Below are 21,660 nucleotides of genomic sequence, written 5' to 3'. Positions count from 1 at the left end.
GGAGCCCGTCATAGACGACGCCGTTGACCGCGCGACCGGTGCGCCCCCTCTCCCGCTTGCGGGGGAGGGCTGGGGTGGGGGCAGCCCCAAGCGAGAATCCCCGTGAGGAGAGACTTCCCCCACCCGTATCGCATCTTCGATGCGATACGACCTCCCCCGCAAGCGGGGGAGGTGCAACAGCAGGCACCGCCCATCGTGGAAAACCGGGACATCGCCGCCAAAGCGGTAGGACCGTCCGGGCAAATTGGCTAGTTTCCGCGCCATGACGATCCAGCAGCCCATCTCCGTCTCCGTTCCGCCCGACGCCGCGCCCGCCGAGGCGCCGGCCAAGCTCACGCCGATGATGGAGCAGTATCTCGAGATCAAGGCGGCGCATCCGGGCCTGATGCTGTTCTACCGGATGGGCGATTTCTACGAGCTGTTCTTCGAGGACGCGGAAGTCGCATCGAAGGCACTCGGCATCGTGCTGACCAAGCGCGGCAAGCACCAGGGCCAGGACATCCCGATGTGCGGCGTGCCGGTCGAGCGCTCCGAGGACTATCTGCACCGGCTGATCGCGCAGGGCATCCGCGTCGCGGTCTGCGAGCAGATGGAGGATCCGGCGGCGGCGCGGGCGCGCGGCAACAAGAGCGTGGTCAAGCGCGGCGTGGTGCGCGTGGTGACGCCGGGCACGCTGACGGAAGACAATCTGCTCGATGCGCGCGCCAACAACTATCTGTTGTCGATCGCGCGCAGCCGCGGCTCCTCCGGCGGCGACCGGCTCGGGCTCGCCTGGATCGACATCTCGACCTCGGACTTCATCGTCACCGAATGCGCGTTCGCGGAACTGACCGCGACCCTGGCGCGCATCAATCCGAACGAGGTCATCGTCTCCGACGCGCTGTACTCGGACGAAGCCTTCGAGCCGGTGCTGCGCGAGCTCGCCGCGGTGACGCCGCTGACGCGCGACGTGTTCGACGGCGCCACCGCCGAGCGGCGGCTGTGCGACTATTTCGCGGTCGCCACCATGGATGGCCTCGCCGTGCTGTCGCGGCTGGAGGCCACGGCCGCGGCGGCCTGCGTCACCTATGTCGAGCGCACCCAAGTGGGCCAGCGCCCGCCGCTGGCGCCGCCGGCCCGCGAGGCGACCGGCAGCACCATGGCAATCGATCCGGCGACCCGCGCCAATCTCGAACTGACGCGCACGCTCGCCGGCGAGCGGCGCGGCTCGCTGCTGGACGCCATCGACTGCACGGTCACATCCGCCGGCTCGCGGCTGCTGGCGCAGCGGCTCGCCGCGCCGCTGACGGAGCCGGCGCAGATCGGCCGCCGCCTCGATGCGGTCAATGTGTTCGTGGCCGACAGCGCCGCACGCGAGGACATCCGCTCCATCCTGCGCGGCGCGCCGGACATGACCCGCGCGATGGCGCGGCTGTCGGTCGGGCGCGGCGGGCCGCGCGACCTCGCCGCACTTCGCAACGGCATCCTCGCCGCCGACCAGGCGCTGGCGCGGCTCTCCACGCTCGACCAGCCGCCGCAGGAGGTCGCATCGATCATGGCCGCGCTGGCGCGGCCGGCGCGGGCGCTTGCCGACGAATTCGCCCGCGCGCTCGACGAGCAGCTGCCGCTGATCAAGCGCGACGGCGGCTTCGTCCGGTCAGGCTATGATGCGACGCTGGACGAGACCCGCAATCTGCGCGACGCCTCGCGGCTCGTCGTCGCCTCGATGCAGGCGCGCTATGCCGACCAGACCGGCGTGAAGGCGCTGAAGATCCGGCACAACAACGTGCTCGGCTATTTCGTCGAGGTCACCGCGCAGCACGGCGACAAGCTGATGTCGGCGCCGTTGAACGCGACCTTCATCCACCGCCAGACGCTGGCGGGCCAGGTGCGCTTCACCACGTCGGAGCTCGGCGAGATCGAGGCCAAGATCGCCAATGCCGGCGAACGCGCCCTCAATCTCGAGCTCGAGATCTTCGACCGGCTCTGCGCGTCGGCGCTTGCGATCGGCGATGATCTGCGCGCTGCCGCGCACGGCTTTGCGATGCTCGATGTCGCGACCGCGCTGGCCAAGCTCGCGGTCGACGACAACTATGCGCGACCCGAAGTCGATGGCTCGCTCGGCTTCGCCATCGAGGGCGGCCGCCATCCCGTGGTGGAGCAGGCACTCAAGCGCGACGGCCAGCCGTTCATCGCCAATTCCTGCGACCTGTCGCCGACGCCGGCGCACAAGAGCGGTCAGCTCTGGCTGCTCACCGGCCCCAACATGGCGGGTAAGTCCACTTTCCTGCGCCAGAACGCGCTGATTGCCCTGCTAGCCCAGATCGGCTCCTTCGTGCCGGCGAGCCGTGCCCGCATCGGCATCGTCGACCGGCTATTCTCGCGCGTCGGCGCCGCCGACGATCTCGCACGCGGGCGCTCGACCTTCATGGTCGAGATGGTCGAGACCGCGGCGATCCTCAACCAGGCCGGCGAGCGCGCGCTGGTGATCCTCGACGAGATCGGCAGGGGCACCGCGACCTTCGACGGCCTGTCGATCGCCTGGGCCGCGATCGAGCATCTGCACGAGAGCAACCGCTGCCGCACGTTGTTCGCGACGCATTACCATGAGCTGACAGCGCTCGCCGCCAAGCTGCCGAGGCTGTTCAACGCCACGGTACGGGTCAAAGAGTGGCAGGGCGACGTGGTGTTCCTGCACGAGGTCCTGCCCGGCTCCGCCGACCGCTCCTACGGCATCCAGGTGGCCAAGCTCGCCGGTCTCCCGCCCGCGGTGATCAGCCGCGCCAAATCGGTGCTGTCGAAACTGGAGGCCCAGGACCGCGGCCAGAGCGCGCGTGCGCTGGTCGACGACCTGCCGCTGTTCGCGGTGCCCTCGCGCGCGGCCGCCGAGCCCGCGATGTCGAAGGAGGCAGAGGAGCTGATCGCCGCCGTGAAGGCCCTGCATCCGGACGAGATGACCCCGCGCGAGGCCATGGACGCGCTGTATCAGCTGAGGGCGAAACTGCCGAACACGTAGTTGCCGTCATTCCGGGGCGCGCGTCAGCGCGAGCCCGGGACCCATTTTTCGTCAGTGCATTCGGTCCGATGGATTCCGGGCTCGTGCTTCGCGCGCCCCGGAATGACGGAGAGATGAGTTCACGGTGCCGTAGGGTGGGCAAAGACGCGAAGCGTCGTGCCCACCATTTGCAGCGTGATATGAAACTCGGTGGGCACGCTTCGCTTTGCCCACCCTACGCAAGCTGACGAGCTGTCTTCCTTCTCCCCAGCCACCACAGGCCGAGATTCCACCCCACGCAGGTCGCCAGCGCGCCGCTCAACCCCACGGCTGCACCGACATGCAGGCTGCCGAGGTGCAGCACGACGACGGCGAGCGAGAAGCCGATCAGGCCCCAGGCGCCGTTGGCCAGCACGGCCGCCGTCGCGGGCCCGCCGATGCGCGGCTGCAGGATCAGCATCATCGAGGTGAAGACGATCGGAAACAGCGCCAGGATGCCGGAGACGCTGGGGCCGGCCCAGCCGGAGACCGAGGTGACGGTGGCGACGAGCGTTGCCACCAGCGAAGCGCGCAGCGGCACGTCGTACCAGCGCCGCGTGATCAGCGGCATCTTGGCGTGGCGATAGCGCTGCAGCAGCGGCAGGCAGATGGCGAACGTCACGACGTTGGCGGCGATGCCCATCAACAACGTCCACTGCACGCTCTTGATCAGCACCGCGAGGCCGAGCCACACCGCCACCGCCGTGGCACTTGCCACCAGCACGCTGCGGCGCTGCGCCAGCACGGCATAGGCAAAGCTGAGGAAGATCGTCGCGGCGTTGATCGGCAGGCTGGTCAGCGCGCCCTGCGCGATGAACGCGGCATCGTGGTCCAGCGCCAGGAAAACGTAGGTCGGCCCCGCCGAGATCGGCAGGGTCGCGACCAGCGCGCCGATGACAGGCCCGGTGCGCTCGGCGATCATCGACGCCGACACCACGAACGACGCCGCGATCGCCATGCGCAAGGTCAGCAGCAGCAGAAAGGGGGGATCGAGGGACATCAGCTCATGCTGCGCGGACAGTGATCTCCCTCCCCCGCCTGCGGGGGAGGGCCGGGGTGGGGGCGCGGCTCGGGTGGTGATAATGGGTGTGCCGTGTGGAGAGAAGTCCCCCACCCGCCTCGCATCGGCGATGCGAGGCGACCTCCCCCGCACGCGGGGGAGGCACAGACCGAGCGAGCCTCAACAGCTTGTCTCCTCAGCGGCAGCGCCGCCGTGCAACTACACCCGCTTCAAGCTGACCGACACTTTCGGGCCGTTCTTGATGGTCTGATACACCACGCAATAGCGCTCGGTGAGCTTGAGCAGCAGGTCGAGCTTGTCCTGCGGGGCGTCGGTGTCGACCTCGAAGCGCAGACGGATCTCCTGGAAGCCGACCGGGGCCTCCTTGTCGACGCCGAGCGTGCCGCGGAAATCGAGATCGCCTTCGGCCAGCACCAGCCCGCTCTTGAGCGGGACCTCGACCGCGGTCGCAACGGATTTCAAGGTGACGCCGGCGCAGGCCACCAGGGCCTCCAGCAACATGTCGCCGGAGCACAGCTCGAGCCCCGAGCCGCCGGTCCCCGGATGCAGGCCGGCCACAGCCATTGCGCGCCCGGTCTCGAGCTTGCAGGTCAGGCCCTCACCGCCGACCTCGCCCTTGGCCTTCAGCGTGATGACGGCGGCGGACGGATCGGCCTTGTAGCGTTCCTTGATCGGCGCCTGCATGGCGCGCAGCTCGGCAGCATCCATTGTCGTTCTCTCCCGGAGTCATTTCGGACGAGATGTACCGGGCCGGGCCGCCAAAGTCACCACCACAGGCTGCCGCCGGCGTCACGCCTGCCCTGCGCGTCCGGCATCGTCCGGTCGAGCGAGCGATCCAGTGCAGTGAGCACATGGCGCCTGAACTGGTCGAACAAGGGCGCGTTGCGGTCGCGCGGCCGCGACAGATTGATGGTGATCTCCTCGAACAGCCGGCCGGGATGCGGCCGCATCACCAGCACGCGGTCGGCCAGCACCACGGCTTCCTCGACGTCGTGCGTGACCAGCACCAGGGTCGGGCGCGTATCGGCCCAGAGGTCGAGCAGGTGGTCCTGCAGGTCCTTGCGCGTGAAGGCATCGAGCGCAGAGAACGGCTCGTCGAGCAGGAGCACCTCCGGCCGCGCCACCAATGCGCGGGCGATCGCGACGCGTTGCGCCTGGCCGCCGGACAATTCGCGCGGCCAGACCTTCGCTTTGTCGGCGAGGCCGACGCGTTCGAGCGCGCGCGCGACGCGATCGCGGCGCCCGGCCGCCGGCAACTCGGACAGGCCGAACCCGATGTTGTCGGCGACCGTGAGCCACGGCAGCAGCCGCGGCTCCTGGAAGATGATGCCGACCTTGGGATGCGGCGCCGTGATCGCCTCACCGTCGAGCGTCACGGTGCCGGCGCTGGCGCGGTCGAGCCCGGCGACGGCGCGCAGCAAGGTCGATTTGCCGCAGCCGGAGCCGCCGATGATGGCGATGATCTCGCCGAGCTGGATCTCGGCCGAGAACCGCTCCAGCGCGTGAACGCCGTTGGGATAGACCTTGGTGACGGAGGTGAGCTGCAGCATCAGGCGGCTCCGCTCTGGCGTGCGAAGCTGTCCTGCCAGCGCAACAGCGGCGCGGTGGCGATCTCCAAGAGCCAATCGGTCGCCTTGCCGATGATGGCGAAGATCACGATGGCCGCCACGATCTGCGCCGGCTTGCCGAGCTGCTGGCCGTCGATCAGGAGGTAGCCGAGCCCTTCCGACGCCCCCATGAACTCGGCGGCGACGACGAACATCCACCCCAAGCCGAGGCCGACGCGCAGCGACACGACGTACGCCGGCAGCACCGCGGGCAGCAGGATGCGGCGGATCATCGCCGGCCCGGAGAGACGGAAGATGCGGCCGACCTCGACGATCTTGCGGTCGACCGAGAGTATCGCGCCGGTCAGGCCGAGATAGACCGGGAAGAATACGCCGACCGCGATCAGCGCCACCTTGGAGGTCTCGAAGATGCCGAGCCACAGGATGAACAACGGCACCCAGGCGATCGAGGGAATCGCGCGCAACGCCTGGATGGTGGGATCGACCAGCCGCCGGGCGAGGCCCCAATATCCGCAGATGCCGCCGAGGACAGTTCCGGCAATGACGCCGAGGCCAAAACCGACGCCGACGCGGGTCAAGGTCATCGTGATGTGGCGGGAGAGTTCGCCGGAGCGGGCGAGCTCGCCGATGGTGGTGAAGACCTTCGAGGGCGGCGGCACCAGCCGGCCGTTGGACCAGCCGGCCCGGACGGCAAGCTCCCAGGCGAGTGCGAGCGACAGCGGCAGCAGCAAGCCGAGCAGCGGGCGCGTCAGCCGCGTGAGCCATGGCTGGCGAGCAGTCTGGGGGATGGCGGCAGCCGGCGCCTGCAATTCGACGGTCATGGTCATAGTGAGAACAGTGTCCCGCGCGGGAATGCAAGGCGTGGTGATGGTGGTGGATGGTAATGGGGCCGAGGACGGCGCTCCTAACTTGCTGTCGTCCCGGCCTTGAGCCGGGACCCATACTCCGCGGCCGCCGTGGTGAGACGAGATGCCGCTCCAGCCTGCCTCCCAACGACCTTCACGGAGTATGGGTCCCGGATCTGCGCCCGCCAGCGCTTCCGCGCTGGCGGGCTTGTCCGGGACGACACCGTTATTTTGTCTGCAGCATTGGTTGTATCTGCAACAGTGCTTCGTGCGTTCTAGTTCGTCGGCAGCGGGACCTGGTCGTCGATCAGGGCATCCAGCGTCACCTTCACATCCACCTTGGCATCGACGGCACCGGCCTGCTGCAAAGCGAGGCCCGCGGCCAAAATCGACTCGCGCTGGGGCGCGCCGATACGGCTGTGGGTCAGCTCGGTGCGCTCCTTGAGCTGCTTGTCGACGACCGTCTCCGGCAGCTTGGTCACGGCGATGAAGGTCTTCTTCAGGTCGTCGTAATTAGCCAGCGCGTCCTTGCGTGCGACCTCGTAGGTGGCGAGCACGCGGCGGACGATCTCGGGATTGTCCTTCAGGAACTGCTCACGGACGTTGAGGATGCCCCAGGTGTTGGCGTCGGCCTTGCGGTAGAACAGCCTGGCGCCCTCCTCGACCTCGGCCTGCGCCATCATCGGATCGAGCCCGGCCCAGGCGTCGACGTCGCCGCGGATCAGCGCCGCCTTGCCGTCGGCGTGCTGCAGCAATACCGGCGTGATGTCCTTGTCGGTGAGGCCGGCTGACAACAGCGCGCGCACCAAGAAGATGTGCGGATCGGTGCCACGGGTCACCGCGACCCGCTTGCCCTTGAGGTCGGCCACGGAGGCAATCTTGGAATCCTTGGCCGTGACCAGCGCGGTCCATTCGGGCCGCGAATAGACGTAGACCGACTTGATCGGATTGCCGTTGATCCTGGCGACCAGCGCGGCGGAGCCGGCGGTCGAGCCGAAATCGAGCGAGCCGGCGTTGAGGAATTCGAGCGCCTTGTTGGAGCCGGCCGACTGCACCCAGACGATGCTGATGCCGTCCTTGGCGAACTCCTTCTCCAGAAGTCCTTTCTGCTTCAGCACCAGCGACACCGGATTGTAGGTCGCCCAGTCCAAGCGGATCTCCTTCACCGGCTCGGCCGCGCGTGCAGCGCCGCATCCCAGGAGAACCACGGCCGCAACCGCAGCAAATCCGCGCCTCGACAATCCACCCATCGTCACCCCTCCAAGCCTCAAGAAACATTGCTGTGGTTTCAATGAGTTATGCCAGGGGCACGCGAGAATTGCTTTTCCTTTCGACGGCACCATTCAGAACGATCATCATCCCGTGACCACCGATGACAGCATGGATCGATTGTTGCATTGGAAGTCTCGTGACAGCACAGGCCTTGTTCGATATCCGGTTGCATCCATGGACAGCGTCGCCCCCAATTCCCACCCCGATAGCCTTTCCGATTTCGACAGCGCCGGCATCGCGGTTGCGGTCGACGCGCTGGCCGCGCAGCATTCGGGCCGCGAGGACATGTTCCGCGCCGCGGTGGTGCAATTCCTCAAGGCCGAGCTGGTCAAGGCGCGCGCAGCGGCTCAGGCGCAACTGCTGAAGGACCGCCATGGCCGGCGCTGCGCCGAGCAGCTCTGCTTCGTGCAGGACGAGATCATCCGCATCCTCTACGCCGCGGCCACCCAACACCTCTACCGCTCGCAGGTGCCGAGCGGCGCCGAGCGCATGGCGGTGGTCGCCACCGGCGGCTATGGCCGTGGCCTGATGGCGCCGGAGTCCGACATCGATCTCCTGTTCATCCTGCCCTACAAGCAGACCGCCTGGGGCGAGCAGGTCGCCGAAGCCATCCTGTATTCGCTGTGGGACATGGGGCTGAAGGTCGGCCATGCGACCCGCTCGGTCGACGAGTCGATCCGCCAGGCGCGCGGCGACATGACCATCCGCACCGCCATCTTGGAGACGCGCTATCTCGCGGGCGACCGGCCGCTCTATGACGAGTTGGTCGCGCGCTTCGACACCGAGGTGGTGCAGGGCACCGCCGCCGAATTCGTCGCCGCCAAGCTGGCCGAGCGCGAGGAGCGGCACCGCCGCGGCGGCCAGTCGCGCTATCTCGTCGAGCCCAACGTCAAGGACGGCAAGGGCGGCCTGCGCGACCTGCATACGCTGTTCTGGATCGCCAAATACGTCTACCGCGTGCGCGAGACCGCTGAATTGGTCGAGCGCGGCGTGTTCGACGCGCATGAATACCGCACCTTCCGGCGCTGCGCCGATTTCCTGTGGTCGGTGCGCTGCAACCTGCACTTCGTCAGCGGTCGGCCCGAGGAGCGGCTGTCATTCGACCTGCAGCGCGAGATCGCGGTGCGGCTCGGCTACACCAGCCATCCCGGCATGCAGGATGTCGAGCGCTTCATGAAGCACTACTTCCTGGTCGCCAAGGAGGTCGGCAATCTCACCGCCATCCTGTGCGCCAAGCTCGAGGACCAACAGGCCAAGCCAGCGCCGGTGCTGAGCCGGATGATCTCGCGCCTGACCACCGGCTCGACCTGGCGGCGCGTGCCGGAGAGTGACGACTTCATCGTCGACAACAACCGCATCAACCTCGCCGCGCCCGACGTCTTCAAGCACGATCCGGTCAATCTGATCCGCATCTTCCGGCTGGCGCAGAAGAACAACCTCGCCTTCCATCCCGACGCGATGCGCGCGGTCACGCGCTCCTTGAACCTGATCAACACCGAGCTGCGCGACGATCCCGAAGCCAACCGGCTGTTCATGGAGATCCTGACCTCCAACGACGCCGAGGTCGTGCTGCGGCGGATGAACGAGACCGGGGTGCTCGGCCACTTCATCCGCGCCTTCGGCCGCATCGTGTCGATGATGCAGTTCAACATGTACCATCACTACACGGTCGACGAGCACCTGATCCGCTGCATCGGCTTCCTGCAGGAGATCGAGCGCGGCGGTGCCGACGAGTTCGTGCTTGCCACGGACCTGATGCGCAAGATCCGGCCCGAGCACCGCGCCGTCATCTACATCACCGTGCTGCTGCACGACGTCGCCAAGGGACGGCCCGAGGACCATTCCATCGCCGGCGCCAAGATCGCGCGCCGGCTGTGCCCGCGGCTGGGCTTCAACAATGCCGACACGGAGCTGGTCGCCTGGCTGATCGAGGAGCATCTGACGATGTCGACGGTGGCGCAGTCGCGCGACCTGTCGGACCGCAAGACGATCGAGAATTTCGCCGCCGTGGTGCAGTCCGTCGAGCAGATGAAGCTGCTGACGATCCTGACCACCGCCGACATCCGCGGCGTCGGCCCCGGCGTCTGGAACGGCTGGAAGGCGCAACTGCTGCGCACGCTCTACTACGAGACCGAGCCGGTGCTGACCGGCGGCTTCTCCGAGGTCAACCGCGCCAAGCGCATCACCGCGGCGCAGGCCGAATTCCGTAACGCCTTCACCGACTGGCCCGAGGACGAGCTCAACACCTATATCGGCCGGCATTATCCGGCCTACTGGCTCAAGGTCGAGCTGCCGCGCAAGATCCGCCATGCCCGCTTCGTGCGATCGAGCGAGGATGCCGGCCACAAGCTCGCGATCAATGTCGGCTTCGATCCGGCGCGCGGCGTGACCGAGCTGACGATCTTCGCGATGGACCATCCCTGGCTGCTGTCGATCATCGCCGGCGCCTGCGCCTCCGCCGGGGCGAACATCGTCGATGCCCAGATCTACACCACGACCGACGGCCGCGCGCTCGATACCATCGCGATCTCCCGCGAGTATGAGCGCGATGAGGACGAGGGCCGGCGTGCGACCCGGATCGGCGAGACCATCGAGCAGGTACTGGAGGGCAAGCTGCGGCTGCCGGACGCCGTGGCGCGGCGGACGACGCGGGGCAAGCAGCACAAGGCGTTCTCGGTCGAGCCGGAAGTGACCATCAACAATCAATGGTCGGAGCTCTACACCGTCATCGAGGTCTCCGGCCTCGACCGCCCCGGCCTGCTGTACGAGCTGACGACGGCGATCTCGAAGCTGAATCTCAACATCGCGTCGGCCCATGTCGCCACCTTCGGCGAACGCGCCCGCGACGTGTTCTACGTCACCGACCTCCTGGGCGCGCAGATCAACGCGCCGACCCGGCAGGCGGCGATCAAGAGCGCGCTGCTGCATTTGTTGGCGAACGACGACGCGGCCGCCCAACCGGCGGCATGAGAGACCATTGCGCGGCATTGAGCCGATCGGAGCCGATTTGAACGAGGGGGCCGGCACCACCGCCGGTCCCGGCAGGCTTGGGGGAGCCGAACCATGGCATTGATTGCAAACATCGTCGTCGGACTGATCGGCCTGCTTCACGTCTACATTCTCGTGCTCGAGATGTTTCTCTGGACCAAGCCGGCCGGCTTGAGGGCGTTCAACAACACGCCGGAGCGCGCGGAGCAGACCAAGGTGCTCGGCGCCAACCAGGGCCTCTACAACGGCTTCCTCGCCGCCGGCCTGTTCTGGGGCCTCGCGCAGCCGGCGCCTGCGTTCGCCTTCCAGGTCAAGATCTTCTTCCTGCTCTGCGTGCTCGTCGCCGGGCTCTATGGCGCCGCCACCGCCAGCCGCAAGATCCTGTTCATCCAGAGCGTGCCGGCGGCAGTCGGCCTGGTGCTCGTCTGGCTGGCGGCTTGATCAGCACCGAGTCCGCGGCCGTCCTTCGAGACACCTGCGGACGATGTCGGTGCCCATGAGGACGTCATTCCGGGACATTCGCGCGCAAAATGGCGAAGCCGTTTTAAGGCGGCGACCACAGATGTCGTCCCGGGCAAGCACGGCGGTGCAACGCGCCGGCGTGCGCCGACCCGGGACTCATACTCCCGGGCGACGTTCGAGGCAGGATCGCAACTCCGAGTCTTCGCCACAGGGCGGCCTGTGGTTATGGATCCCGGCTCTGCGCCCTGACGTCGCTGCGCGACGCCAGGGCTTGGCCGGGACGACACTGAATGTCAGGGGGCAGCTTGGCTCGCAATGGTGCGAAGTCACGATCATCGAGCTTGCATCCTAAGCCCTCGCCCCGCGGAACCGCCGCAGTCCCGGGGGCGGCTCGCCTTGCGTCCGCCAAGCCGTTCCTCCACACTGCCTGTAGCGATGGCGCCCGTCCGGGCAGACCAGCCGCACAACAACATTCAGGAGGAATGCAGACCCCATGCGACAGGGATATTTCCGTCTTGCAGGCGCGGCCGCTTTGGCCGTCACCCTCTCCGTCACGTCAGCCTCGGCCCAGAAGAAGTATGATCCCGGCGCCTCCGATACCGAGATCAAGGTCGGTCAGACCGTGCCGTTCTCGGGCCCCGCCTCGGCCTATGCCTCGATCGGCAAGACCCAGGCTGCCTATTTCAACATGATCAACGAGCAGGGCGGCATCAATGGCCGCAAGATCAAGCTGATCCAGTATGACGACGCCTATTCGCCGCCCAAGGCGGTCGAGCAGGTCCGCAAGCTGGTCGAGGACGACGAGGTGCTGCTGACCTTCCAGATCATCGGCACGCCGTCCAACGCCGCGGTCCAGAAATACCTCAACGCGAAGAAGGTGCCGCAGCTGTTCGCCGCGACAGGCGCGACCAAGTTCACCGACCCCAAGAACTTCCCTTGGACCATGGGATACAATCCCAACTACTTCACTGAGGGCCGCATCTACGGCCAGTACATTCTGAAGGAGCATCCCAACGCCAAGATCGGCGTGCTCTATCAGAACGATGATCTCGGCAAGGACTATCTGAACGGGATCAAGGCCGGCCTGGGTGACAAGGCATCGACCATGATCGTCGCCGATGCCTCCTACGAGGTGTCCGATCCGACCATCGACTCGCAGATCCTCAAGATCAAGGCCGCCGGCGCCGACCTGCTGTTCTCCGCCGCGACGCCGAAGCAAGCCGCTCAGGCCATCAAGAAGCTGCATGAGCTCGACTGGCACCCCGTCCACATCGTCGATATCAATGCCACCTCTGTCGGCGCAGTGATGCAACCGGCCGGCCTCGAAGCCTCCAAGGGCGTGATCTCGGTCAATTACGGCAAGGACCCGCTCGATCCGACCTGGAAGGACGATCCGGGCATGAAGCGCTATCTGGATTTCATGGCCAAGTATTATCCGGACGGCGACAAGAACTCCAATTTCAACGTCTATGGCTACGGGAACGCACAGCTCCTGGTGACGGTGCTGCAGATGTGCGGCGACAACCTGACGCGCGAGAACGTCATGAAGCAGGCGGCGTCGCTGAAGGACGTCGTCGGCGACCTGTCGCTGCCGGGCATGAAGATCAACACCTCGCCGACCGACTATCGCGTCAACAAGCAACTACAGATGATGAAGTTCAACGGTGAGCGCTGGGAGCTGTTCGGCCCGATCCTGGAGGACAAGGGCGCGGCGGGCTAGCTGCACTCGACGTCGTTCCAGGGCGTGCGATAGCGACGAGCCCGGACCCTCGAGATTCCGGATTCGATGCTGCGCATCGCCCCGGAATGACGCGGTCAACATCGATGGGACGGGGCTGCGGGATAGCGCGGCCCCGTTCTGCATTGCGGCACGGGTTGCGCCCGTTCGTCGCTGCGTGCGCTCGCCGACGGCCATTCGACCGCATCGCGGGTGACAACGGCTGTTGCGGTAGGATCCGCCGTCGCGTCGAGGGAGTATCAGTCGTTGATGACGTCACCCAGGTCTCGTTGCTTGACGACCCGGTCGATCAAGCCCCACTGCAAGGCTTCGTCCGCGGTCATGAAGTGATCGCGATCCAGGGTGCGCTCGACGTCCTCATAGCTGCGCCCGCAATGCTCGGCGTAGAGCCTGATCATGCGGCGCTTGGTCAGCTCCATCTCCTTGGCGTGAATCAGGATGTCGGACGCCTGGCCCTGAAAACCACCGAGCGGCTGATGCACGTGAAGGCTTGCATTGGGCAGCGCCGTACGCTCGCCCGGCTCGCCCGCCATCAGAAGAAACGACCCCATCGAACGCGCCGTTCCCATGCAGAGCGTGTGTACCGGTGCTTTGACGAATTGCATCGTGTCATACATCGCGAGGCCGCTGGTGATCACGCCGCCGGGTGAATTGATGTAGAGATGGATCGGCCGCTTTGGGTTCTCCGCCTCGAGAAACAGCAGTTGCGCGCAAACCAGGGCGGACACCGTGTCGTTGACCTCGCCGTTGAGGAAGACGATCCGCTCACGGAGCAGCCGCGAATAGATGTCGAAGGATCGTTCGCCCCGACTGGACTGCTCTATGACCATAGGGACGAGTTGCATCGTGTCGCGCATGCGCGAGCTCCCGGTTTCAGTGGGTTGTTAGTGAACTAGAGCGTCAAGCCGCGCGCATCAGGTTGCGCCGGTTGCTGTTCGCCGCCGGCGGCGTCCGCCGCATCAGCTTCGTGACGACCAGTCCGTGAATGATTCTCAGCCTGGTCCCGCCTGCGGCATTGGGCATGACCTGGAACGTCACGATGCTCTCGAGGTACGGCGGTTCGTCGTCGCGCATTCGGTAGCGAACTTCTTCGCCGGGCGTCGAGGAGATCGGGGCGGCATCGGCCAATTCTCCTGAAGGCAGCCAGTTCTCGCGCAGCGCGGGAATGCTGATCGCCCGCCACACCTTCTCCGGCGAAGCGTCGAGCTCGTAGTCGAGCACCAGATCGTCGCTCTGCCGGTCAGCCTTGATATCGGTCATTGGTCCATGTCCTTCAGCACGGCCTTCAACGCATCGACCCGCGACGGCCAGTAGGCGCGGTACTTCGCCAGCCAGCGCGCGATCTGCGCCAGGCCCTCCGGATCGACCTCATAGTTGACGAAGCGACCCTGCCGTTCTTCCCTCACCAATCCCGCGCTTCTGAGAACCGCGAGGTGCTGGGACATCGCCGGCTGGCTGATCGTCAGACCCTCGCGAAGCGCGCTGGCATTCATGCTGCCGTTCGCCAGCTTCTCGAAGATCGCGTATCGCGTCGGATCAGCCAGGGCCCTGAAGATGTCACTCTCGATCATGCCAACACATAAGCATAAACTTATGTGTCATGCAAGCCGGCTTTTTCGATCGCTCGATCGTCAAAAGCATGCTGCGCAGTTCTCGCCGCTTCCTCCTTCACGTCATGCCCCGCGCAGGCGGGGCATCCAGTACGCCGCGGCGTCTCGGTCGATCACCACCGTCTCGGAATACTGGGTCACCCGCCTTCGTGGGTGACGACGGCGGCGATGAAGACACGCCCCGACCCAGCCCACCGCTGCGCTCCCTCCCCCCTTGTGGGGGAGGGTTGGGGAGGGGGGTAGCTCCGGGCGACCGTCTTCGCGGCTACCCCCCTCCCTAGCCCTCCCCCACAAGGGGGGAGGGAACGTACCTTTTCCTCAGCAAGCAGCGGTGTCCAAAGATGGGCACGCCGAAAGCAGCCTACGCCGTCGGCACCTCGCCGAAATTCCTCCCCACCGGCAGCACAGCGTGGCGGATCAGGCGCGAGTCTTCGACCGCAGCCTGGCGGTGCTTCACTGCCTCGCGATAGACGGGATCGCGGATCATCTCGACGAAGGCTTGCACGCTCGGATATTCGGCGATGAAGCAGTGATCCCAGTATTCCTCCTGCGGACCGATCAGCATCAGTTCGAAACGACCCTGCCAGACTACGCGGCCGCCGAGGCGCTCGAACACCGGGCCGCTCTCGCGGCCATAGGCGGCATAGGCTTGCGCGCCGCTGACCTTGCGTCCATCGGGATAGGCCGCCTCCTTGCGCAGCCGCACCAGGTTCAGCATGTGGATCGGACCCGGGCGGTCATTCTCCCGGAACTGCGCGAACACCTCCTTGGTGGGATCGATATGGCCTATGAATTCCCTCGCCTGATTGTTGTTGACCTTCACTTAACCATAACGCGGCGTTAGCGGCGCGAAACTCCTAATCGCGCGTTAAGCTCTTCCTAACTGCCCCTTAAACTCCGGACATTACCGTGGTCGGACGGCGGGGTCGCGGGCTCGGGTTGCGTATGGCGCGGGGACGGAAACAGAGCGGCGGACGCAAGGAGCCGCGATTCGGTCTTGCGGCCGCGATGGCCGATCTGCGCCTCGACCCCAAGGATCGCATCCCCTCCGGCAACAACGCGCCCAAGAAGTCCGCTGCGAAGAAAAGGCCGGTCGAGCCCGACGACGAGGACGATGTGCCGGCGCGCGAGCCGAAGACCTCAACACCGAAACCAAAGCCGAGCCGCGGCAGGTCGCGCTGGGGATTGCCGATCGGGCGCATGTTCTACTGGGCGCTGGTCTGCGGCCTGTGGGGCGTGATCGCGCTGGTCGGCGTCGTGATCTGGGCCGGCGCGCATCTGCCGCCGATCCAGTCGCTGGAGATCCCCAAGCGGCCGCCGACGATCGAGATCGTGGGCTATGACGGCACCATGCTGGCGCAGCGCGGCGAGATGGCCGGCGCCAATGTCGCGCTGAAGGATCTGCCGCCCTATCTGCCGAAGGCCTTCATCGCCATCGAGGACCGCCGCTTCTACCAGCATTTCGGCATCGACCCGATCGGCATCGCCCGCGCTGTCGTCGCCAACATCCTGCATCGCGGCGTATCGCAGGGCGGCTCGACCCTGACGCAGCAGCTCGCCAAGAACCTGTTCCTGACCCAGGAGCGCACGCTGGCGCGCAAGCTGCAGGAGGCCGAGCTGGCGCTGTGGCTGGAGCGCAAATATTCCAAGCGCGAGATCCTCGAGCTGTATCTGAACCGGGTCTATTTCGGCTCCGGCGCCTATGGCGTCGAGGCGGCCGCGCAGCGCTATTTCGGCAAGTCCGCGCGGCAGGTGACGATCGGCGAGGCCGCGATGCTCGCAGGTCTCGTCAAGTCGCCGTCGCGGCTGGCGCCGAACCGCAACCCGGAGGGCGCGGCCAAGCGCGCGCAGACCGTGCTTGCGGCGATGGCCGAGGCCAAGTTCATCACCGACGCCCAGGCGCAGGCCCAGATCGCGCATCCTTCCGTGGCGGTGAAGCCGGCCGGCGCGGGCACCGTGAACTACGTCGCCGACTGGATCGGCGAGGTGCTCGACGACCTCGTCGGCCAGGTCGAGGAGTCGATCGTCGTGGAGACCACGATCGATCCGAAGCTGCAATCCGTCGCCGAGGCCGCCATCATCGACGAGCTCGCGGCCAAGAGCGTGAAGTTCAACGTCAGCCAGGGCGCGCTGGTGGCGATGACGCCGGACGGCGCCGTGCGCGCCATGGTCGGCGGCCGCAACTATTCCGACAGCCAGTTCAACCGTGCCGTGACCGCCAAACGGCAGCCCGGCTCGGCGTTCAAGCCGTTCGTCTATCTCACCGCCATCGAGCAGGGCCTGACGCCGGACACGGTGCGCCAGGACGCGCCGCTCGACCTGAAGGGCTGGAAGCCGGAGAACTACACCCGCGAATATTTCGGCCCGGTGACGCTGACCCAGGCGCTGGCGATGTCGCTCAACACGGTCGCGGTGCGTGTCGGTCTCGAGGTCGGACCGAAGAACGTGGTGCGGACCGCACACCGCCTGGGCATCGCCTCCAAGCTCGATCCCAACCCGTCGATCGCGCTCGGCACCTCCGAGGTGTCGATGATCGAGCTGGTCGGCGCCTACGCGCCGTTCTCCAATGGCGGGGTCAGCGTCTCGCCGCATGTGGTGACGCGGATCAGGACGCTCGACGGCAAGCTGCTCTACATGCGCCAGGCCGAGCAGCCGGTGCAGGTGATCGAGCCGCGCAACGCGGCGATGATGAACCAGATGATGCAGGAGACGCTGATCTCCGGCACCGCGAAGAAGGCGGAGATCCCGGGCTGGATCGCCGCCGGCAAGACCGGCACCAGCCAGGATTTCCGCGACGCCTGGTTCATCGGCTACACCGCGCGCCTCGTCACCGGCGTCTGGCTCGGCAATGACGACAACTCGCCGACCAGGAAGGCGACCGGCGGCGGCCTACCCGTCGAGGTCTGGACCCGCTTCATGCGCGCGGCGCATCAGGGCGTGCCGGTGGCGGCGCTGCCGAACGCGCAGGGCTCCGGCCTTGTGCCGACGCTGGCGCAGATCGCCTCGCAGATTTCAGCACCGTCGGCCCCCGCACCCAATGCAGCCTACTCGGCGCGCTCGGCGGCGCCGAGCCCGAGCCGCAGCAATGTTCGTCCGGAGCCCGCGGCCGGGCTCGACGGCTGGCTGGTGGACCGGTTGTTCGGCGGCCGGCGCTGATCTGATTGCACCACGACCACCGTCATTCCGGGGCAAGGCCGCAGGCCTTGAACCCGGAATGACGACGGAAGCGCAAATGCGCTGCGTGTTGCGACACAACGAGCGATGCTCGTCAGGGGAAGACAGTGAGTCCGGCCTGATCAGCCCGCGGCGGCCGCAACGGGCCGCGATGACGGCTCGCTTTTCGCAGCACCCTCGCCTTTCGCATCACCGGAGGCCTGCGCCAGCGCGCGTCCGACGAGCCGCAGCATCAGGCTCGCGCGATGGGCGCTGTAGTCCAGCAGCCAGCGGCTGAAGGCGCTGGCGGCCATCGGCCGCGCGAACAGGAAGCCCTGCATCGCATCGCAGCCGAGCTCGGCCAGTAGCTTGCGCTGCGGCTCCGTCTCGACACCTTCGGCGACCACGGCCACGTCGAGGCTCTGGCCGACGCGCACGACCGCGGTCACGATCGCCCGCGTGCCGCTGTCGTTCTCGAAATCGCGCATGAAGCTGCGATCGATCTTCAACTCGTCGATCGGTAGCTGCGCCAGCCTGCTGAGGCTCGAATAGCCGGTGCCGAAATCGTCCAGCGACAGGCCGACGCCCATGTTGCGCAGCTCGTTCATGGTCGCGATCACGGTGGCGCGCTCGTTGAGGATCACGCCCTCGGTGATCTCCAGCATCAGCATCTTCGCCGGCAGATCGTTGGCGGCCAGGATCTGCGCCACCATCGCCGCCAGATTGACGTTCTGGAAGTTGATCGGCGACAGGTTCACCGAGATGCAGGGGATGTCGAGACCGGCACGCCGCCACGACGCCATCTGCTGGCAGGCCAGCTTGATCGACCACACGCCGATCTGCTCGATCAGGCCGCATTCCTCGGCAAGCGGAATGAACTTGGCGGGCGAGACCTCGCCGAGCACCGGATCGTGCCAGCGCGCCAGCGCTTCCACGCCGTGGATCGCGCCGTCGCGGGTGCGGATCTGCGGCTGATAGTGCAACGTCAGGGCCTCGCTGGCGATCGCCTCGCGCAGCGCTGTCGAATGCATCAGCCGTTCTTCGGCGAGCTTGTCGATGTCGGCGCTGAAGAAGCGGTAGGTCGCCCGGCCGCCGCGCTTGGCCTTGTACATCGCCGCGTCGGCCTGCTTGATCAGGGTCTCGATGTCCTTGGCATTATCAGGATAGAGGCTGAGCCCCATGCTCGCCGACATCGGCACCTGGCGCTTGCCGATCGTCAGCGGCATCGCCAGCGCGGCGGTGATGCGCGCCGCCGCGAGCGAGGCTTCCAGGGCATCGCGGTTCTGCAGCACGATCACGAACTCGTCGCCGCCGAGACGGCCCAGCATGTCGCCGTTGCGGATCTGCGCTCGCAGGCGGTTGGCGAAGCCGACCAGGAACTCGTCGCCGGCGGCATGGCCCAGCGTGTCGTTGACGTCCTTGAAATTGTCGGCGTCCAGGAAGGCGACAGCGACGTGTCCGCCTTCCGGACAGGCCTTGATGGCTTCGGCGATCAGCGACGGGATGCGGGCGCGGTTGGGCAGGCCCGTCAGCATGTCATGATAGGCGACCTGTGAGATCGTCGAGCGGACCTCCTGGCGCTCGATGGCGAGCGCACCGAGCTGGACGCAGGCGGCCACGATCTGCTCGTGCCAGGGGCTGGGGCCGCGGCATTCACGGAAGTAGAAGGCAAAGGTGCCGATGACACGGCCGTCCTTGCCCTTGATGGGCGACGACCAGCAGGCGCGCAGGCCGGCGGCGAGCGGGCCGGCCTTGTAGGGTTGCCAGCGCGGATCATTGTCGATGTCGTGCGACAGCACCGGCTCGCAGAGATGGGCGGCGGTGCCGCAGGAGCCGACGTCCGGCCCGATCGCGACGCCGTCGAGGCTGGCCGAATAAGCGGGCGGAAGGCTGGCGCCGCCGAGCGGATGCATGCGGCCATCGGAATCGACGTGCAGGATCGAGCAGACGACGTCCGGGGCGAGTTCTTCGACCCGGCGGCACAGCTGATCGGCGATGGTCGTGATCGAAACGTCGGACGCCAGCGACGCCATGATCAGCTGCTGCAGCGAGCGCAACTGCTTGGTCTCCCGGATGTCCGTGAGCAGCCCGAACAGATATCTGACCTTGCCCCGCTTGGTCCGGTGCGCCTTGACATAGGCGGTCGTCCAGATCTCGCGGCCGTCCTTGTCGTAGACCAGCACGTCCTCCTCGATGCCGCGATCGTCCTCGAGGCATTGCCTCAGCCGGTCGACGATGGCGGGATCAGTGCAGGGGCCGATCAGCAGTTCCTCGGCGCGGCGCCCGATCGCCTGTTCAGGCGTGTAGCCGAACAGGCCGGCAAAGGCGGCGTTGGTATAGAGGACGTTGAGCTCGCGATCGGTGACGATGACGGCCCGGTTGGTCCGGTCGGCGACCGACGTCAGCAGCGCATTGCGCTCGCGCATGTCGACTTCGGTGGTCACGTCACGAATGAACAGCAGCGAACGGACCGGCTCGTCGTCGCGGCCCGGCGGGAGAGCGCACAGCGACAGGCGGAGGCGGGTCCGCCCGCCATCGGCATGGCGCATCGTCATTTCGCGGGCTTCGGACTGGTCCGCCTCCTGCTGCGCGTCCGTCGTCTCGTCGCAGGGGGGCGCCGGGATCAGATCCGCGGGCAGACCCAGGCTTTCGAGGTCGGCGCCGATCAGAGCGGCCGGCTCACGCCGCAGCAGCACCGACGCCGCCTGGTTGGCGTGCTGGACATGGCCCAGCGCGTCGAGAAACAGGATCGCCTCGGAGGCACCGTCGAGCGCGGCCGAGAGCAATTGTGTGGATGCGGCCGGTTGGAACTCGCTTGCAGGCATCGTTCGATTCGAGGCGCGCTGCACGTTTCGAGAGAAACGATCGGCGCTTTGGTTGCAGCGAACGACCCGGCAGCTCGCTGGGACGTCACCTTGGGGTTGATCGCGGTAAATCTGGCGAGCGCAGCGTTACGGCCGCGTTAAGGCGCCGCCGAATTGGGCAATATCCTCCGACTGCAGGCGAGAAGGCTTAAGAATTCGATAGTCCGCACGCGGGTTCTGAGTTCATCGATGCAGATTGGAACCCGACAAAGAAATGGCCCGGACCAGAAGGCCGGGCCATTGGGACTCGCATCGTCGAGATGCTCTATCGTCGAGACCTCAGTCGTCGATGCCATAGCGATGCAGATCGTTGCCGCAGGTGTCGAGCCACTTCTTGGCGCGCTCGACCGAGGAGCAGATCCTGCCACACACCTTCCAGAACCGCGGCGAGTGGTTCATCTCGATCAGATGAGCGACCTCGTGCGCGGCGAGATAATCGAGCACGAAGGGCGGCGCCAGGATCAGGCGCCACGAGAACGACAGCGAGCCGGCCGAGGTGCATGAGCCCCAGCGGCTCGACTGGTCGCGGATCGACAGCCGCTTAACCTTGACGCCGAGCTGCTCGGCATAGGCGTCGGCGGCCTTCTGCAGGTCACGGCGCGCCTCGCGCTTCAGGAAGTCGAGCACCCGGCGTTCGGTGTGCTCGATCCCGCCGGCCACGCACAGGATCTTCTCGCCACTGTCTCGCGTCTCGGTCCACACCGTGCCGCGCTCGCCCGCGCGATGCACGATCTTGTGCGGCACGCCGCGCAGCGGCACCAAAGTGCCCGGCAGGAACGGCGCCGCCTTCGGCAGACGGCCAAGACGCGCCGCGATCCACGCGCCGTGACGCTGCGCGAAGTCTTTCGCTTCGATGATCGTGCCGCGCGGAGGCATCGTGAGGATCGCTTCGCGATCCGACGGATGAATTCTCAGGGTATAACGTCGCGCACGACGGTGACGCCGCAATCTAATCGAGTAGATTTGCGAGCCATGCTTGACGAGAAGACGCGAAGGTTCGGCGGGCCGCCGATAAAGTAGCGCGCGAGTGGCCATTTCTGTCAGTCCGGGAGGGAAGAACTCGCCCGGATTTTGCCATATCCATCGCCAGGGAAAGCGCTCGGCGCAAAAACAAATCATTTGCCCA

Annotated in this window: 16 protein-coding genes; 5 read left to right on the top strand and 11 right to left on the bottom strand. The window is 66.5% G+C overall.

What is annotated here, in order from left to right; genetic code table 11:
* The first annotated feature begins 262 nt into the window (after window positions 1–262).
* A complete protein-coding gene (gene mutS, locus QX124_RS11975; protein ID WP_315797262.1) occupies window positions 263–2,995 on the top strand; it encodes a DNA mismatch repair protein MutS in 2,733 nt (910 codons plus the stop codon).
* A 214-nt stretch (window positions 2,996–3,209) separates the two neighbouring features.
* Here mutS and QX124_RS11970 read toward each other — a convergent pair whose 3' ends face one another.
* The 5 genes from QX124_RS11970 to QX124_RS11950 all read right to left on the bottom strand — a co-directional run bounded on the left by QX124_RS11970 (window position 3,210) and on the right by QX124_RS11950 (window position 7,697).
* Window positions 3,210–4,013, bottom strand: coding sequence for a hypothetical protein (locus QX124_RS11970; protein ID WP_315797261.1), 804 nt, complete (start codon window positions 4,011–4,013; stop codon window positions 3,210–3,212).
* A 219-nt stretch (window positions 4,014–4,232) separates the two neighbouring features.
* On the bottom strand, window positions 4,233–4,742 hold the full coding sequence (locus QX124_RS11965) for an OsmC family protein (RefSeq protein ID WP_315756858.1): 510 nt from the start codon (window positions 4,740–4,742) through the stop codon (window positions 4,233–4,235).
* Between the two features lie 56 nt (window positions 4,743–4,798).
* On the bottom strand, window positions 4,799–5,584 hold the full coding sequence (locus QX124_RS11960; protein ID WP_315797260.1) for an ABC transporter ATP-binding protein: 786 nt from the start codon (window positions 5,582–5,584) through the stop codon (window positions 4,799–4,801).
* Window positions 5,584–6,429 carry an ABC transporter permease gene (locus QX124_RS11955; RefSeq protein WP_315735310.1) on the bottom strand — a complete coding sequence of 282 codons (846 nt, stop codon included), beginning with the start codon at window positions 6,427–6,429 and terminating at the stop codon, window positions 5,584–5,586. Before QX124_RS11955 ends, QX124_RS11960 begins: the two co-directional genes overlap by 1 nt.
* Before the next feature lie 293 nt (window positions 6,430–6,722).
* Window positions 6,723–7,697: an aliphatic sulfonate ABC transporter substrate-binding protein gene (locus tag QX124_RS11950; RefSeq protein WP_315797259.1), complete on the bottom strand. Its 975-nt coding sequence runs from the start codon at window positions 7,695–7,697 to the stop codon at window positions 6,723–6,725.
* A 196-nt stretch (window positions 7,698–7,893) separates the two neighbouring features.
* Here QX124_RS11950 and QX124_RS11945 point away from each other — a divergent pair, with 196 nt between their 5' ends.
* The 3 genes from QX124_RS11945 (at window position 7,894) to QX124_RS11935 (ending at window position 12,889) form a co-directional block, all read left to right on the top strand.
* The gene (locus QX124_RS11945; RefSeq protein WP_315797258.1) at window positions 7,894–10,689 is read left to right on the top strand and encodes a [protein-PII] uridylyltransferase; all 2,796 of its coding nucleotides are present in this window, start codon (window positions 7,894–7,896) and stop codon (window positions 10,687–10,689) included.
* Between the two features lie 93 nt (window positions 10,690–10,782).
* Complete coding sequence (locus tag QX124_RS11940; protein WP_315797257.1) at window positions 10,783–11,148, top strand: DUF1304 domain-containing protein; 366 nt, start codon at window positions 10,783–10,785, stop codon at window positions 11,146–11,148.
* A gap of 514 nt (window positions 11,149–11,662) precedes the next feature.
* Window positions 11,663–12,889 carry an ABC transporter substrate-binding protein gene (locus tag QX124_RS11935; RefSeq protein ID WP_315735318.1) on the top strand — a complete coding sequence of 409 codons (1,227 nt, stop codon included), beginning with the start codon at window positions 11,663–11,665 and terminating at the stop codon, window positions 12,887–12,889.
* A gap of 257 nt (window positions 12,890–13,146) precedes the next feature.
* On the opposite strand, the gene QX124_RS11930 is transcribed toward QX124_RS11935, so the two are convergent.
* The 4 genes from QX124_RS11930 to QX124_RS11915 form a co-directional block, all read right to left on the bottom strand.
* Window positions 13,147–13,764, bottom strand: coding sequence for an ATP-dependent Clp protease proteolytic subunit (locus tag QX124_RS11930; RefSeq protein WP_315735320.1), 618 nt, complete (start codon window positions 13,762–13,764; stop codon window positions 13,147–13,149).
* 43 nt (window positions 13,765–13,807) lie between these two features.
* A complete protein-coding gene (locus tag QX124_RS11925) occupies window positions 13,808–14,167 on the bottom strand; it encodes a polyketide cyclase (RefSeq protein WP_315797256.1) in 360 nt (119 codons plus the stop codon).
* Window positions 14,164–14,478 (bottom strand): metalloregulator ArsR/SmtB family transcription factor, encoded by a 315-nt coding sequence (locus tag QX124_RS11920; protein ID WP_315715146.1) that lies wholly within the window; start codon window positions 14,476–14,478, stop codon window positions 14,164–14,166. Before QX124_RS11920 ends, QX124_RS11925 begins: the two co-directional genes overlap by 4 nt.
* Window positions 14,479–14,878: 400 nt before the next feature.
* Entirely contained in the window at window positions 14,879–15,307 is a 429-nt protein-coding gene (locus QX124_RS11915) for a DUF1330 domain-containing protein (protein ID WP_315797350.1), read from the bottom strand.
* A 155-nt stretch (window positions 15,308–15,462) separates the two neighbouring features.
* On the opposite strand from QX124_RS11915, the gene QX124_RS11910 reads away from it, so the two are divergent.
* A complete protein-coding gene (locus QX124_RS11910; protein ID WP_315773167.1) occupies window positions 15,463–17,673 on the top strand; it encodes a penicillin-binding protein 1A in 2,211 nt (736 codons plus the stop codon).
* A 140-nt stretch (window positions 17,674–17,813) separates the two neighbouring features.
* Here QX124_RS11910 and QX124_RS11905 read toward each other — a convergent pair whose 3' ends face one another.
* Both QX124_RS11905 and QX124_RS11900 read right to left on the bottom strand, forming a co-directional pair.
* The gene (locus QX124_RS11905; RefSeq protein ID WP_315797255.1) at window positions 17,814–20,495 is read right to left on the bottom strand and encodes an EAL domain-containing protein; all 2,682 of its coding nucleotides are present in this window, start codon (window positions 20,493–20,495) and stop codon (window positions 17,814–17,816) included.
* A 318-nt stretch (window positions 20,496–20,813) separates the two neighbouring features.
* Complete coding sequence (locus QX124_RS11900; protein WP_315735333.1) at window positions 20,814–21,653, bottom strand: SprT family zinc-dependent metalloprotease; 840 nt, start codon at window positions 21,651–21,653, stop codon at window positions 20,814–20,816.
* Between the last annotated feature and the right edge of the window lie 7 nt (window positions 21,654–21,660).

Origin of the sequence: Bradyrhizobium sp. SZCCHNRI3043, assembly GCF_032377735.1 — a bacterium.
Lineage (GTDB): Bacteria > Pseudomonadota > Alphaproteobacteria > Rhizobiales > Xanthobacteraceae > Bradyrhizobium.
The sequence above is the reverse complement of the archived record's forward strand: the minus strand, read 5'-3'. Positions and strand labels throughout refer to the sequence as shown.